Origin of the sequence: Streptomyces sp. NPDC001508 (assembly GCF_040298665.1) — a bacterium.
Taxonomy (GTDB): domain Bacteria; phylum Actinomycetota; class Actinomycetes; order Streptomycetales; family Streptomycetaceae; genus Streptomyces.
The window spans coordinates 263,465-277,731 of sequence record NZ_JBEPAP010000003.1 but is presented as its reverse complement, the minus strand read 5'-3'; the positions used below and the strand labels follow the sequence as shown (position 1 = coordinate 277,731).

The window sequence follows — 14,267 nt, the reverse complement described above, 5'->3', positions numbered from 1 at the left end:
GGTGGTGAATGTATGGATCACCATTGGTGACGAGGGAACGGTAGGTGACTAGCCTGGGCCGTCCAAGACCGCACTTTCGTCTCAGGTGGTGAGCTTCAGGTGACCTTCCAGGTCAGGCGCGGGGACCTGTTCGACCCCGACTGCCCCACGCGTCGGCTGCTCGACCGGATCGGTACGAAGTGGACGTCGATGGCGGTGAAGGTGCTGGCGGAGGCGTCCCCCGGCGAGGTGCGCTTCGGGGAACTCCAGCGCCGGATGCCGGGTGTCTCGCAGAAGATGCTGTCGGTGACCCTGCAGAACCTGACCCGGGACGGGCTGGTCGCCCGCCGGGTCGAGCCGTCCGTACCGCCCCGCGTCCACTACCGGCTGACCGCCCTCGGTCTCTCCCTGGAGGGCGCGCTCGCCGTGGTACGGGCCTGGGCCGAGGACCACATGGCGCAGATCGACCGGGCGCGCGAGGAGGGCGGGGCCGAGGGAGACCGGATGTCGTAGGAGTCCGGGCGTGTGTGGATCATGTCGCGCGAAAACGGGGCGAGTTGGGGCGGAAGGGTGGCTGGAGGAGTGCGTCGGCGTCGGCTGTCGCACACGTTCGCGTGAAGTGAGGGAAGGAACTCGCGTCACAAAATCGAACAGGCGTAGCATTGCTGCGTGGCTGAGACCTATGACTTTCCGAGTGACTTGCTCGCCGGTCAGGAGGAGCTGCATCAGGTCAGGGCCGAGCTGTCGGCCCTGCTGAAGCGGCTCCCCTGGTCGGTCGAGCCGTTGGACGGCTTCAGCGACGACCAGGGCTGGCGGAAGGTGGAGCGACCCGCTTCCCCGGGCTGGACGGATGACGAGCAGGCCGAGGTGGAGAAGCTGCGGCAGCGGGAGCATGAGCTGGCGGTGTTCGTCACCACGCATCGCTTCTGGGCGGAGGTCGTGGCGGCGGAGCGGGTGGACGCTCGGATGGGACTCAAGCACGCACACGAGGAGCCACCCGCGGGACCGGGAGCCGGGTGAGCCGCCGCCTGAGGTTTCCCCGCTGTGCGGGAGGTGGGCCTGTGTGGGGGAGGGCTCAGGGTTGGGAGGTCTCCGACTCCAGGCTTGTCCGGGTGGCCGCGCCGTAGACGCCTGACTCGTCCGCGCGGATGCCACGGGTCCACTGGTAGGTGCGTACGGCGTCTTCCAGGTGCCGGTCGAAGCGGCCGTTCGTGGAACCCCAGTACAGGTTCACCTCCTTGAGGCGTAGCTGGAGTTCGGTGACCTCGGGGCCGCTGTCGCCGCGCCGCAGGACCGGGCCCGGAACGGGGGTCGGCTCCTCGGCCGTGTCGGCGGAGGTCGTCGCGTGGGACGCCTCCGGTGAACGGGACGGGGCGGCGGAGGGGGTGGCCGTGCCCGACTCCGTAGCCGACGGGGTGGGGGAGGCCGTCGGGGACTGGCTCGTGGACTCGGAGGGGGTGGCGGCGGCCGGGGGAGCGGACGCGGTGGCCGGGGGTGCCTGCGTCGTGGCCGACTCGGTCGTCCGCTCGGGCACGCTTGCGCGGATGTCCTGGGGGGCCGCCCCGTCCCGTGACGGGGTCTCGTAGCTGAACAGCCCGCTCGCGAAACCGGCCGCCGTGACGGTGGCGACCGCGGCTCCGGTGACCGAGAGGAGAACGGTACGGCGGCGCCTTGGCTTCGGCGCCGCGGCCCCGACGGGGTCGGCCTCGGCCGGGGCGGGGTGCTCCGCGTCGAACAGGTCCACGTCGGCTGCGCTCGGCAGGGGTGCCGCCGGCGGTGCGTTCCCCTCGACCCGGCGAAGCTCCATGGTGACCTCAGCCCCGGGGCCGGCCCCGGACCCCGTGGCACCGCCCGGTTCCCGGGGGTGTTGTGGGGTGCGGGTGGTCGGTGGCTGGTGGCGCGGTTCTTCGCGCCCCTGCGGGGGCGTGTCCGGGTTCGGCCCGGTGCCGGTGGCACCGCCCGGTTCCCGGGGGTGTTGTGGGGTGCGGGTGGTCGGTGGCTGGTGGCGCGGTTCTTCGCGCCCCTGCGGGGGTACGCCTTCGCTCCGCTTCCCGGCTGCTTCCTCGGTGAGGGTGGGGTCCAGGTCGACGTACGGCCGTATCCGCAGCGGATCGAAGTCTTCCGCAGCCGCCGCTTCCGCGGTGCGGGTGTCGCGGAGGGCGTCGGAGGCACGCTGGGCGCAGCGACAGGACGCGGTGTTGTCCACCCCCCGCGGCACCCCACACTCCGGACACGGCCGCCCCACCCCACCCAGCGGATACGCCCCACCCTGCGGGTATGCCCCACCCTGCGGGTTTGCCGCGCCCTGCGGTCCTGCGCCCCCCTGCGGCCCAGCCGAGTCCTGCCGACCTGCGTTCTGCTGGAGGCTTGCCGAGCCCTGCTGACCTGTGTCCCCCCGGAGGGTTGCCGTCTCCTGTGGGGCTGCCTTGCTGTCCCGGTTGGTCTTGGGGGTGGGGGTTGGGGGCGTGGTGTAGTTCTGGGGCGGCCTGGGCCGGAGGCCACCGTTGCCCTGCTGATCCGTCATATGTGTCGTCCCCTCCCCTCGCGTCCCCGCGCGATCTTCAGAGATTATGCAGACCTCCCACACATCTCCCGCCCGGAAGCCCCCGGAAGGGCAGATTCCGGAGAGATTTCCGTGGGACTCAACAGGCCATAACGGGTGACACCGCTCACGATGGGAGGTGGGAAAAGAAGGGGGAGCCCAGGAGGTCCCATGGCGCTGGAGACACACGGCACCACGCAGGACGCCAGGGACGCGCAGGGCGTCCCCGGAAACGTCCTCGTGCCGATCGGCGCCCTGCTCCTCGGACTGCTGCTTGCCGCCCTCGACCAGACCATCGTGTCGACCGCGCTGCCCACCATCGTCAGCGACCTCGGCGGACTGGAGCACCTGTCCTGGGTGGTCACCGCCTACCTGCTGGCGTCGACCGCCGCCACCCCCCTGTGGGGCAAGCTCGGCGACCAGTACGGCCGCAAGCGGCTCTTCCAGCTGGCGATAGTGATCTTCCTGATCGGCTCCGCGCTGTGCGGCATGGCCCGGGACATGCCGCAGCTCATCGTCTTCCGCGCCCTGCAAGGGCTGGGCGGCGGCGGCCTGATCGTACTGTCGATGGCGATCGTCGGGGACCTCGTCCCGCCGCGCGAACGCGGCCGTTACCAGGGACTGTTCGGCGCGGTCTTCGGCACCACCAGCGTGCTCGGACCGCTGCTCGGCGGCCTGCTCACCGAGCAGTTGAGCTGGCGCTGGGTCTTCTACGTCAACCTGCCCGTCGGCATCGTCGCCCTCGCCGTGATCGCCACCTCGTTGCGCATCCCGCGCCACACCGCCCACCACGTCATCGACTATCTCGGCACCCTCCTGATCGCCGCGGTCGCCACCTGCCTGGTCCTGATCGCCTCGCTCGGCGGCACCACCTGGCCCTGGGGCTCGCCCCAGATCATCGGCCTCGCCGTGGCCGGCGCCGCGCTGGCCGCGGTCTTCGTCGGCGTGGAACGCAGGGCCGCCGAGCCCGTGCTGCCCCTGGACCTCTTCCGCATCCGCACCTTCACGCTGGCCGCCCTCATCAGCTTCATCGTCGGCTTCGCGATGTTCGGCGCGATGACCTACCTGCCGACGTTCCTCCAGGTCGTGCACGGCGTCTCGCCGACCATGTCGGGTGTGCACATGCTGCCGATGGTGGTGGGCCTGATGCTGTCCTCGACCGTCTCGGGGCAGATCGTCAGCCGTACCGGCCGCTGGAAGGTGTTCCCGATCGCCGGCACCGGGGTCACCACGATCGGGCTGCTCCTGCTGCACCGGCTCGACGAGCACAGTTCGACGGCCCTGATGAGTACGTACTTCTTCGTCCTCGGTCTGGGTCTCGGCCTGGTCATGCAGGTCCTCGTGCTCATCGTGCAGAACGCCGTGTCGTACGAGGATCTGGGCGTCGCCACCTCCGGCGCGACCTTCTTCCGCTCCATCGGTGCCTCGTTCGGCGTCGCCATCTTCGGCACGGTCTTCGCGAGCCGCCTCGGCACGGAACTCGTCGCCGCCCTGCGGGGCGTACACCTGCCGCCGGGGATCACGCCGGGCGCGCTCCAGGCCGACCCGCGCGGCATCGGCGCCCTGCCGCCGCCGCTGCGCCCGGCGGCCCTGCACGCGTTCTCGACCTCCATCACGGATGTCTTCCTGTACGCGGCTCCGGTCGCGTTGCTCGGGTTCGTCCTGGCGTGGTTCCTGCGGGAGGACCGGCTGCGCGGCTCGGTGACGGCGCCGGACGGGACGGAGACGCTGGCCTCCAACCCGGTCGAGCGGTCCTCGTACGACGAGGTGTGCCGTGCGCTGTCGCTGCTCGGCACCCGTGACGGGCGGCGCGAGGTCTACCAGAAGCTCACCGAACGGGCCGGGTACGACCTGCTGCCCGGGGCGAGCTGGCTGCTGCTGCGGATGCGGAAGTACGGCTCGGTGGAGCCCGGTGTGCTTGCCGAGCGGGGTCCCGTTCCGCTGCACGTCGTGATGGCGGCCGCCCGGCAGGTCGAGGAGCGGCACCTTGGCGTACGCGAGGGTCGTGACCTGTATCTGACCGACGAGGGCCGCGAGGCCGCCGACCGGCTGGCGCGGGCCCGTGAGGAGTCGCTGGCGGAACTGCTGGGCGACTGGTGGGGGCCGGGCCGGCCCACCGACCTGGACCGGCTGGTGAAGCAACTGACCGACGAGATGTGCGGTTCGCGACGCGAGCAGCCCCACCCCGGCCCCGAACCGAAGTTCAGCTGAAGCGCCCCGAAAGAAACGAAAGGGGCGCGGGGCTGTATCGATATGCGGCTCCGCCGCGATGGGGGTGCCCCCTGTTCGAGCGAAGCCGAGAACTTGGGGGAACGACCAGCCACGACGGCGTCGCGCCCGCCAGGCGACATACCGAGGCACCCCCTGATGCGCCCCGCCCCCGGCCAAAGCACCCGCCAGGGCCATGCGGGGAACTGCGCGACCAGCCACGACGGCGCCGCAGACGATAGGTGTGCCGGCCCCGGCGTCCGACCGGAACGGTCTGCGCGACCTCAGCACAAGGAACGGCCTACGCGCCCGCAGGGCCGTGGCGTCGGTGCCATTCCCGTACGACCTCGTCGACGTCGTACGGCTTCATGCCCAGCGGCGGCCCCGGCGGCGGCTTGAACATCATGTCGCGGATCTTGACGTTGATCTCCGTGATGATCTTCCGCGCGATCCGTTCCGAAGGGGCCGCGTACGCCGCCGCGAGCGCGTCCTCCGCCTCCTTGCGCAGCGTCAGCGCCGGCGGCAGAAAGCCCAGGCCCTCGCGGGCGAGCTTGCGCTTGACCCACCACAGTTCGTCGTACGTGGCGTCGATGTCCCGCGGCAGCGGCTTGCCGGCGCCGGTGAGCCGGTCGAACTCGCCGCGTCCCTGCGCATCACGGATCTGCCTGTCGACCCACGACTCGAACGGTACGCCTGGTGGCTTTCGCTCGGTCATGTGTTCATTGTGCCGGACGCGACAAGCCCGGGCGATTTATCATTCGGCCGCTGCCGCAAAGACAGTTCACGACGGAACACCGCCGCATCACAGGGGGAACGCACGTGCTCGAACTCACCATGGCCACCGTCTCCGGGGCCGACGCCGGTGCCACGGCCGGGATGCTGATGGCCGACGCGCCGAGCGAACCGGGCGCGGTGCTGCGCGTGGGCCGGGACGGGTCCGTGTGCCGGCTCGCCACGCCCGACGACTGGCTGTTCGTCTCCCGGGTGCACCTGGAGTTCCTGTGCGGTCCCGAGGGCGGCTGGCAGGTGACCTGGCTGCGCGGCTCGCTGTCCGATCCGTCGTCCGTGGTGCGGCTGACGGTCGGGGAGTACGCCCAGACCGTCGCGTACGGCACCGGTGTGGCGCTGCCGCGGGGCGGCTCCGGCGAGATCGTCATCCAGGACCGTTCCGGGCCGCGCAGCGTCAACGTCGGCTTCTACCACGAGGTGTAGTGCCCGCGTTCTACCACGAGGTGTGGTGCCCGCGTTCTACCACGAGGGGTAGTGCCCGCGTTCTACCACGAGGGGTAGTGTCCGCGCGGCGGCCTCGATCCAACCGTCACGGCAGTACGCGGGCCAGCGCGAAGCCGTCGTAGCCCTTGCTGCCCACCGTCTGGATCGCGGTGCCGGACAGCCTGGGGTGGGCGGCGATCAGCTCGATGGCGGCGCGGCTGCCCACGACGTCCGGCTCCTCGCTCTCCGCGTCGAGCACACGGCCACCGCGGACGACGTTGTCCACGACGATCAGGCTGCCGGTGCGGGTGAGGCGCAGCGCCCATTCCACATAGTGCGGGTTGTTGACCTTGTCGGCGTCGATGAAGACCAGGTCGAAGGGGGCTGGGTTCTCGTCGGCGAGCTTGGGCAGGGACTCCAGGGCCGGGCCCACCCGCACCTCCACGACCTTGTCCAGGCCGGCCCGGGCGATGTTGCGGGTGGCGATCTCGGCGTGCTTCGCCCGGTACTCCAGGGAGATCAGCCGGCCGTCGGCGGGCAGGGCGCGGCCGAGCCAGATGGTGCTGTAGCCGCCGAGCGTGCCGATCTCCAGGATGCGTCGGGCGTCCTGGATCTGGGCCAGGAGCTGGAGGAACTTGCCCTGGTTCGCGGTGACGTTGACATGCGGCAGGGCGGCGGCCTCGCTGTCGCGCAGGGCCGCCTGGAGCGCCTCGTCGTCCGGTGAGAGGTGGCTGATGAAGTAGAAGTCGACGTCGTCCCAGAGCTGCGACCCGCTCATGGCCCCTTGCCTTTCCGTGTCCGTACCTGTCCTAGTACCCCGCACACGCGCCTGCCGGCGGCTCGGCCGTCCCCGGCCAGTGTCCCCCCACCCGAGGCTCGCCCGCCGCAGCGGAACCCCCGGTATGTCGCCCGCCGGGGGCGTGGCCGTACCGTGCCGGTGCGCCTGAGGGGGTGCGTCGGTAGGTCGCCCGGCGACGGCGGCCCCCCCCGATCACAGGGGCCGTCAGGCCGGGGTGTCCCCTTTGAGGATTTTCGCGAGGTCGGCCAGCGTCGTGTGGATGTCGCGCTGGAGGCGGGTCAGGTCCAGGCCGTCGTCGCCGAGGACGGTGAGCAGGGCTCGGTCGTTGATCGCCAGAACGACCACGTGCCGGTCCGCGCTGCGGGTGGTGACGTCGCGCAGGCCCGTACCGCCCGCCTCGTGGGCCATGCGGCGCGCGAGGCTGTGGGTGGCGGCGGAGAGCGCCGCGATGGACTCCGCGTGCACGGCGTCGACGTCGGCGGCGACAAGGAGGCCGTCGACGGTGGAGATCACTGTCTCGCTGACGCCCATCACGCCATCGCGCAGTGCCGTGAGTACCTCGACGAGTGGTTCGGGCTGGTGGATTTCAGGCATCTGCATTCCCGGCTTGTGTGGGGTGGCGTGCTGGGGTGTGCGGGTGTGGTTCAGGGCAGTCCCGCGAGACCCGCGCGGACGCGGTGGAGCAGGGCTGTCTCGGGCTGGTGCTCGGTGAGGTCCGTCGGGAAGGACGGTCGGCCGGGTGCCGCGCCGGGTCGGCGCGTGGGCAACGGCGGCAGCGGTGAGCGCGGACCTGTGCGGGTGCGAGCGAGTCTCAGCTGCCGGCAGAGGGCGAGGTTACGCCGTTTGGACTTCCTGCGCCGACGCGGGTTCACACCGCATCCGAGCGGTGTGGGTGGTGTGCTCCGGGCGAGCGTTGTGGAAGCGGTGCCGGGGCGGCCGGGCGCGGGGTCTCGGTCCGGGGGCCGGGCATGCGCGGGGCGGTGCTGGGGCGGCCGAGCGGCGGTGTGTCGTGCTCGACGAGGCCGAGGGCGCGCAGGTGGGAGAGGTCGAGCATGACGGCGTACGTGCCGCGGCCCAGGGCGAAGGCGATGTCGCGGGGAGTGCGACGGCCGTTGACGGCTTCCAGGAGGGCCGTGTGTCTGGGGAGAAGACGGGCCGGGGAGGTGGTGGCCGTACGGATGCGGGTGCGGGCCAACTCCGTTGCCGATCCCCAGAGTTCGGTGATGGTGGCGAGGCGGCGGGTGGTCTCGGCGGTGACGAGGTGCGGGGCGAAGGCGCGGGCCGTGACGACAGGCAGGGACGGCCCGCGTACCTCCCACTCGGCGGCGGAGCCGAGGGCGAGGGCGAAGGCGCCGTCGAACAGCGCCGCTGTACAGACGATCTCGAACTCTTCCGGGGTCAACAGGCCGCGTCGACCAAGTTCGTCGCGCAGGGTGTTCCCGCCGGAGCCGCTTGCCGCGCAGGCCATCGCCCAGGCGCTGTCCTCGACTCGCCCTGATTTCAGGAGAGTCGACTCCGCGCTGGGGGCGCCGGGGGTGTCCACTGCCACGATCCTGCCCTGGCGCAGGTGGATGGTGCCGCCCGGGGTGCCGCCGACAGTGACCGCCGCGTCGCGCTCGTCCTCATGGAGGGCGGCGAGGAGGGCGGGGAGGTTACGCGGGGCGGCGTCCGCGGCCTTCACGCGATCACCTCGGCGGCATAGAGGCCCAAGTGGTGCAGGACCAGGGCCAGGTTGGCCTGGCCGCGCTCCAGCACCGCGGTCAGCAGCAGAGGATCGCCCTGCCGGGGCACGGTGGCGATGACGAGCAGTCGGTTGGTTCCCGTGATGACGATGCTCTCCAACTCGCCTTGCGTACCAGCCGCGTTCAGTCCATCGCCGATGAGAGCCGTGAGGCGGCTGCACTCGATGGGATCGGAGCCGTTCGTTCCAGCGTCGCCGTACGTCAGTCCCGTGACCGCGTCAATGAGCGTGACACCCGTGACGCCTGGCAGTTCCAGCAGGCAGCCCAGGGAGGCTTCGACTGATGACAACGGGGACTCACCTTCACCCATGCTTCACACGGCAACAGAAGGCACAGTACTTTAATCCGAAACGTTCAGGACAGGGCTCAAGGCGCTCATGTTCTGAACTTTCTGCCACGTCGCACCACCGCACGAGTGAAGGGCATGACCATGAACATCGAGACCGCGCTCAAGGAAGCCATGGCCATCGAGGGCGCCCTCGGCGTCGCCCTGGTCGACTACGAAAGCGGCATGTCGCTCGGGGTCCTCGGCGGTGGCCAGGGGTTGGACCTGGAGGTGGCCGCCGCGGGCAACACCGAGGTGGTCCGCGCCAAGACCCGTACGCTCGGACTGCTCGGGATGGAGGACTCGATCGAGGACGTCCTCATCACGCTCGGCGCGCAGTACCACATCATCCGCCCGTTGGGCAGCAGCGGCGGGAGCCTCTTCCTCTACCTCGCGTTGGACCGTTCACGCGGCAATCTGGCGCTGGCCCGGCACGCGCTCAAGCGCATAGAGGGCGAGCTGGAGATCTGAGCGGGGGTCTCGAGCCGAAGCCCCCACACTTCGGTGACGAGACGGACCTTCCGGGCCGAGATCCCCGGGATGCCGAGACCTGACTACGGTCTCGGCAACGGTTCTACCGCGGGTGGGGAGCCGGGCAAGGGGCGGCCTGCAGATTCCGGCATGTGCCAGGCCGCCACGGCGCCGATCACCGCCGCCGCCATCATGTAGTACGCGGGCATCATCATGTTGCCGGTCGTGCCGATCAGGGCGGTGACCACCAGCGGGGTCGTGCCGCCGAACAGGGAGACCGAGATGTTGAAGCCGATCGACAGGGAGCCGTAGCGGACCCGTGTCGGGAACAGGGCGGGCAGCGCCGACGGCAGCCCACCCGCCCGGTCAGCCGAACCCCCGGAAACCCCGGACGGCTCCGGGGGGTCGGGCGGGGTGATGGCTGGGGCGGCTGACAAGGCTGCGCTCGCCTACCTCTCGACGGGGACAGGGACGGGCCCACCGCAGCAGGCCGAAATTCGACCATAGGCAGACGTACGTCCCTTACGTGCCGTACGCACCCCACCGCACACCGCAGCCAAACACCCCCCAAGCAGGCACGCAGACCCGCCCCGCCGCGCCCCCGCGCCCCGCCCGCTGTGATCCATCTCGCTCCCCGCGAGCGCAACCCCACCCCCCGCGCACTAACGTCTTCCGGACAAAAGGCGAGCGGACGTCAGGTGAAGCAGAGATTTCCCGCGTCACACTCCAGGGGGCAGCGCATCTTCATAGGGTGCGCGAAGGGATCCCGCACGGGCGTGCGGGTCGGACGGGGCGGGAGGCCGACGAGGCGTGTCGAACGTGGAACACAGGGGGAGACCGGGGGAAGCCTTCGCGGGAGCGCAGGCCAGAGACCGTCTGAAGGCGGCCAGGCTGGCCCTGTGGGCGGTGGCCGCGATGCTCGCGGTACGCCAGTTGACCGCGGTCCTCGGCTCGCCCCGCGGGGAGCGGCTGACGGACCTGGAGACCTGGGTCGGCCCAGCAGGCGTCCTGCATGTCACCGGCTCCCTGTACGACTCGACCCGCTTCACCGGCACCCCCTTCGCCGGCCTGGTACTCAAGCCCCTCACCAGCGCCGCCGAGCAGGCACTCGGCTGGGGCTGGACCTTCGGCACCCTGCTGCTGGTCGTCGCCCTCGGCCTGGTCGCGGCCCGAGCGCTGCCCCCGCCGGTCAGCCGCCGCACCGCGCTGCTGGCCGCGCCGGTCGCGATCAGCCTGCTGATGCTGTCCCTGCCCGTCCGCAACACACTGTGGCTCGGCCAGACCAGCGTCATACCCGTGCTGCTCGTCCTGCTCGGCTGCTTCGTCGTGCGCGGGCAGCGGGCCGGCGGCCTGTGCATAGGCGTCGCCGCCGCGCTCCAGCCGACCGTGCTGCTGTTCGCCCCGCTGCTGTGGTTCACCGGCCGCGGCCGCGCCGCCGTCTCCGCCGCCGGTACGTTCGCCGCGGCCACCGCGCTCGCCTGGGCCGCGATGCCGCACGACTCCTACACCTACTGGGTGCACCACATGGCGGGCGTCGGCCTCGGCGGCAAGGCCGACGCCCTCGCCAACCAGTCCCTGCACGGCGCCCTGCTCCGCCTGGATCTGACCGGCCCGCTGGAGATAGCCGTCTTCCTGGTGCTCGGCGCGGTCGTCGCCACCCTCGCCCTGCGCCGCGCCGTCCACTACGCCCGCGACGGCCAGCTGCTGCTCGCCGTCGCGATCACCGGCTGCGCGGCCGTCGCCGTGTCGCCGACCACCTGGCAACACCAGCTGCTGTGGGTGCTGCTCGCGGTGGTCGGCCGGGTCGGCAGCCGCGCCTCGGGCCGCTACGTCTGGCCGGTCGCCGTGGTCCTGGTGACCACCCTCCCGGCCAAGATGATGTTGCCGAACATGCCGGCGGTGTACCCGCTGCGGGACAACATCGTGCTGCTCGCGGCCGTCGCCGCCGCCACCGCGGTGCCGTTCCTGTCGCGCGCCTCGCCGTACTACGCGAGCCCGGTCCCGGCGGAGTACGCGAAGCCGGTCCCCGCCCGTTTCCGGCACGTCCCCCTGCTGCCGTTCCTCCGCCGGGTCCTCACCCGCCCCAACCTGCTTCTCGAACTGCTCCTGATACGCGTCACGTACGCCGTCTACCAGCAGGTCCGGCTCGCGGCGACCGGCGGCAACAACGCCGAGGCCCGGGCCACCGCCGAACACCACGGCCGGCTGATCCTCGACGTCGAGCAGTTCCTGCGCATCGACATCGAGCACGCGGTCAACCACGCCGTCGTCACCATCGACTGGCTGCGGAACTTCTTCGACTTCTACTACGAGTCGTTCCACTTCGTCGTCCCGCTCGGCGTGCTCGCCGTCCTGTACTGGCGCCGCCCCGTCGACTACCGCTGGGCCCGTACCTCCCTCGGCTTCGCCACCCTGCTCGCGCTGCTCGGCTTCTGGCTGTTCCCGCTGGCCCCGCCCCGCCTGATGCCGGGGCTGGGCTTCATCGACACCGTGCACGGCGTCCAGGACTTCTCCAAGCCGGACTACGGCACCCTGACCGCCCTCACCAACCAGTACGCGGCGATGCCCTCGCTGCACTTCGGCTGGTCCCTGTGGTGCGGGGTGGCCATCGCGGTCATCGCCCCGAGGTGGTGGATGAAGGCGCTGGGCCTGCTGCACCCGCTGTTCACCGTGTCGGCCATCGTCGCGACGGGCAACCACTGGGTGCTGGACGCGGCGGGCGGGGCGGCGGTGGTGGGTGCCGGTTTCGCCCTGACGTATCTCCTGACGGGACCGCGCGGAGCGGACCGGGCAGCCGAACCCCCTCCCGGTGCCGGGGCGGATACGGAGCTGCTGGGGGACCGCTCGCTCAGCCGGGGTGCATGACGGTGACGGTGTACCGATCCAAGGACCTCGACGCCGTACCGGCCCCCGCCGTCGACGACCGCGCCCCGGCGACGACGACGGCGACGGCAGCCCCGGCGGCGACGGCGGCCCCGGCGGCGACCGTGCCGACAGCCGCGGCGAAGAGGGGAGCCGGCGAGCGATGCCGGGCAGCGGCCCCCCTGGCCGTACCGGCCGCGCTGGCGCTCGCCCTGGGCCTGTGGGGCATCACCCGCCAGGACAGCATGTGGCGTGACGAGTCGGTCACCTATCAGGTGGCCCATCGCTCCCTCGGTGACCTGGCGGGCCTGCTCGGTCACATCGACGCCGTGCACGGGCTGTACTACGTCCTCATGCACGCCGTCTTCTCCCTGTGGGACGGCGGCCTCGTCGCCCTGCGCCTGCCCTCCACCCTGGCCACCGCCGTCGCGGCCGCCGGAGTGGGCGCGATCGGCACCCGTCTGGCGGGGCGCCGGTCCGGAGTGTGCGCGGGGCTCGTCTTCGCCCTGCTCCCCCTCACTCAGCAGTACGCGCAGGAGGGCCGTTCGTACGCCGTCGTCACCGCAGGCGTCACCTGGGCCACCTATCTCTTCCTGCGCGGACTCCGGTCCCCGCGGGCCGGGTGGTGGGCGGCGTACGCCGTTGTCCTGGGCCTCGGCTGCTGGTTCCACGAGTTCGCCGCGCTGGCCCTGGTCGCCCATGCGCTGACCCTGTGGCGGCTGCGCGTACCGGGCCGGACATGGCGCCGCTGGGCTGCCGCGGCGGCCTGCGTGCTGGCGGGCGTCCTGCCGCTCGCGGTACTGAGCGCCGGTCAGGCCGACCGGCAGCTGGGCTGGCTGGGGCGGCCCAGCCTCGCCATGTGGCTCCAGTTCCTGGCCGTCTCGGCCCTGGGCGCGCTGCTGTGCCGGTTCCTGGTGCGCGGTGGGCCGGACCCGGAGGCCCGCACGGGTACGGCGGTGGCGACGCTCGCCCTGCCCCTGCTGATCGCCCCGCCCGCCCTGCTGATGACCGTCTCCCTGGTCAAGCCCTGGTACGTCGACCGGTATGTCCTCTACAGCATGGTGGGGTTGGCGCTGCCCGCCGGTGCCGTCCTGGACCGGCTTTTGGCGCGCCGACGGCGACTCGTACCCGTCCTGCGGGTGCCCGTCGCCTGTCTTCTGTGTCTGCTGGCGGTGGGCGTGGCCGCCGTGTGGCTGCCCGCCGCGCAGCAACTCCGTTCGCCGGACAGCCGGAAGGACGACGTGAACGCCGTCGCGCGTACCGTCGAGCGGTTCGCGCGCCCCGGTGACGGCGTCCTGTTCCTGCCGGCCAGGCGTCGTGAATGGCTGCTGTCCCATCCGTCCGTCTACCAGCGGCTCGACGACCTGGCCCTCGCCAAGTCGCCGGTCGCCTCGTCCTCCTTGGAGGGCACGGAGCTTTCCGCCGATGCGATCCGCCGCCGCATCCTGGCCGCGGACCGGATCATCGCGTTGGCCGATCCGGTGGGGCAGCCCCTAGACCCCTTCGCGGAAGAGGTGGTCAAACGGCGCACGCTGAAGACGTACTTCAAGGTCTGTGAGCGTGCTCAGGTGCGGGGCGCCCAGGTCATCGTGTACGTCAGGGCGGGCCACGGCGACTGTACGGACCCCGGCGCATAGTGCCGCACCCGTTCCGGGTCAGCCGGCACCGCACTCGAACCACACGGTCTTGCCGCCCCCGGGTGCCGGTGACACGCCCCACTTGTCGGCGACCGCGTCGACCAGGAGGAGTCCGCGTCCGCCCTCCCCGTCCAGCGGCGGGTGGAGGGTGATCAGCGGCAGGTCGGGTGACCCGTCGGTCACCTCGATCCGTACGACCGACTTGCGCCGCTGCACCAGCAGCACACAGCGGCGGTCGGGTACATGGCGTACGACGTTGCTGACCAGCTCGCTCACGCCGAGTTCCACGGCGTCCGTCAGATCGGCCAGCCCCCAGTCACGGAGCAGCGAGCGCACGATGTTGCGCATGTGCCGCACGGAGTGCTCGCCGACGGCGAGACTCATGCGGTAGTGGGGAATGTGCAAGTTCACGCCACGAGGCTGACCTGCCGCGACTACGCTCGGCTATGGAACGGATACAACAGGTCCCGACGTGGACCGAGTTGCGCGA

The 14,267-nt window shown here is 71.4% G+C and carries 14 protein-coding genes and 1 pseudogene; 7 read left to right on the top strand and 8 right to left on the bottom strand.

Annotated elements, in window-relative coordinates:
• Nucleotides 1-99: 99 nt before the first annotated feature.
• Entirely contained in the window at nucleotides 100-492 is a 393-nt protein-coding gene (locus ABT245_RS05300; RefSeq protein WP_351728796.1) for a winged helix-turn-helix transcriptional regulator, read from the top strand.
• Between the two features lie 156 nt (nucleotides 493-648).
• Complete coding sequence (locus ABT245_RS05295) at nucleotides 649-999, top strand: DUF8825 domain-containing protein (protein WP_351728794.1); 351 nt, start codon at nucleotides 649-651, stop codon at nucleotides 997-999.
• Between the two features lie 55 nt (nucleotides 1,000-1,054).
• Here ABT245_RS05295 and ABT245_RS05290 read toward each other — a convergent pair whose 3' ends face one another.
• On the bottom strand, nucleotides 1,055-2,185 hold the full coding sequence (locus ABT245_RS05290) for a peptidoglycan-binding domain-containing protein (protein ID WP_351728792.1): 1,131 nt from the start codon (nucleotides 2,183-2,185) through the stop codon (nucleotides 1,055-1,057).
• 507 nt (nucleotides 2,186-2,692) lie between these two features.
• Here ABT245_RS05290 and ABT245_RS05285 point away from each other — a divergent pair.
• A complete protein-coding gene (locus tag ABT245_RS05285) occupies nucleotides 2,693-4,732 on the top strand; it encodes an MDR family MFS transporter (RefSeq protein WP_351728788.1) in 2,040 nt (679 codons plus the stop codon).
• 298 nt (nucleotides 4,733-5,030) lie between these two features.
• Here the strand turns inward: ABT245_RS05285 and ABT245_RS05280 are convergent, their stop codons facing one another.
• Nucleotides 5,031-5,444, bottom strand: a complete 414-nt coding sequence (locus ABT245_RS05280) for a DnaJ family domain-containing protein (protein ID WP_351728786.1) — start codon at nucleotides 5,442-5,444, stop codon at nucleotides 5,031-5,033.
• Nucleotides 5,445-5,548: 104 nt separating this feature from the next.
• Between ABT245_RS05280 and ABT245_RS05275 the strand changes: the two genes are divergently transcribed.
• Entirely contained in the window at nucleotides 5,549-5,941 is a 393-nt protein-coding gene (locus tag ABT245_RS05275) for a hypothetical protein (RefSeq protein ID WP_351728784.1), read from the top strand.
• 106 nt (nucleotides 5,942-6,047) lie between these two features.
• Here the strand turns inward: ABT245_RS05275 and ABT245_RS05270 are convergent, their stop codons facing one another.
• The 4 genes from ABT245_RS05270 to ABT245_RS05255 form a co-directional block, all read right to left on the bottom strand.
• Entirely contained in the window at nucleotides 6,048-6,719 is a 672-nt protein-coding gene (locus ABT245_RS05270; RefSeq protein ID WP_351728781.1) for an O-methyltransferase, read from the bottom strand.
• A 225-nt stretch (nucleotides 6,720-6,944) separates the two neighbouring features.
• Nucleotides 6,945-7,334, bottom strand: a complete 390-nt coding sequence (locus tag ABT245_RS05265) for a roadblock/LC7 domain-containing protein (protein ID WP_351728779.1) — start codon at nucleotides 7,332-7,334, stop codon at nucleotides 6,945-6,947.
• A 274-nt stretch (nucleotides 7,335-7,608) separates the two neighbouring features.
• On the bottom strand, nucleotides 7,609-8,421 hold the full coding sequence (locus tag ABT245_RS05260) for a hypothetical protein (protein ID WP_351728777.1): 813 nt from the start codon (nucleotides 8,419-8,421) through the stop codon (nucleotides 7,609-7,611).
• Nucleotides 8,418-8,771 (bottom strand): hypothetical protein, encoded by a 354-nt coding sequence (locus ABT245_RS05255; protein ID WP_351728774.1) that lies wholly within the window; start codon nucleotides 8,769-8,771, stop codon nucleotides 8,418-8,420. The genes ABT245_RS05260 and ABT245_RS05255 overlap by 4 nt, the downstream gene beginning before the upstream one ends.
• Before the next feature lie 141 nt (nucleotides 8,772-8,912).
• Here ABT245_RS05255 and ABT245_RS05250 point away from each other — a divergent pair, with 141 nt between their 5' ends.
• Nucleotides 8,913-9,278, top strand: a complete 366-nt coding sequence (locus ABT245_RS05250) for a hypothetical protein (protein WP_351729006.1) — start codon at nucleotides 8,913-8,915, stop codon at nucleotides 9,276-9,278.
• A gap of 83 nt (nucleotides 9,279-9,361) precedes the next feature.
• On the opposite strand, the pseudogene ABT245_RS05245 reads toward ABT245_RS05250, so the two are convergent.
• A pseudogene (locus tag ABT245_RS05245) lies at nucleotides 9,362-9,631 on the bottom strand (MFS transporter); the annotation flags it as partial.
• 457 nt (nucleotides 9,632-10,088) lie between these two features.
• Between ABT245_RS05245 and ABT245_RS05240 the strand changes: the two are divergent.
• Nucleotides 10,089-12,143 (top strand): bifunctional glycosyltransferase 87/phosphatase PAP2 family protein, encoded by a 2,055-nt coding sequence (locus ABT245_RS05240; RefSeq protein ID WP_351728772.1) that lies wholly within the window; start codon nucleotides 10,089-10,091, stop codon nucleotides 12,141-12,143.
• 2 nt (nucleotides 12,144-12,145) lie between these two features.
• The gene (locus tag ABT245_RS05235) at nucleotides 12,146-13,777 is read left to right on the top strand and encodes a glycosyltransferase family 39 protein (RefSeq protein WP_351728770.1); all 1,632 of its coding nucleotides are present in this window, start codon (nucleotides 12,146-12,148) and stop codon (nucleotides 13,775-13,777) included.
• An 18-nt stretch (nucleotides 13,778-13,795) separates the two neighbouring features.
• Here ABT245_RS05235 and ABT245_RS05230 read toward each other — a convergent pair whose 3' ends face one another.
• Nucleotides 13,796-14,188 (bottom strand): ATP-binding protein, encoded by a 393-nt coding sequence (locus ABT245_RS05230; protein WP_351728767.1) that lies wholly within the window; start codon nucleotides 14,186-14,188, stop codon nucleotides 13,796-13,798.
• Nucleotides 14,189-14,267: the final 79 nt, after the last annotated feature.

Excerpts from the sequence above, each read along its gene's own strand:
- ABT245_RS05285 (WP_351728788.1), top strand. The coding sequence starts at position 2,693 with ATGGCGCTGGAGACACACGGCACCACGCAGGACGCCAGGGACGCGCAG.
- ABT245_RS05280 (WP_351728786.1), bottom strand. The coding sequence starts at position 5,444 with ATGACCGAGCGAAAGCCACCAGGCGTACCGTTCGAGTCGTGGGTCGAC.
- ABT245_RS05270 (WP_351728781.1), bottom strand. The coding sequence starts at position 6,719 with ATGAGCGGGTCGCAGCTCTGGGACGACGTCGACTTCTACTTCATCAGC.
- ABT245_RS05265 (WP_351728779.1), bottom strand. The coding sequence starts at position 7,334 with ATGCCTGAAATCCACCAGCCCGAACCACTCGTCGAGGTACTCACGGCA.
- ABT245_RS05250 (WP_351729006.1), top strand. The coding sequence starts at position 8,913 with ATGAACATCGAGACCGCGCTCAAGGAAGCCATGGCCATCGAGGGCGCC.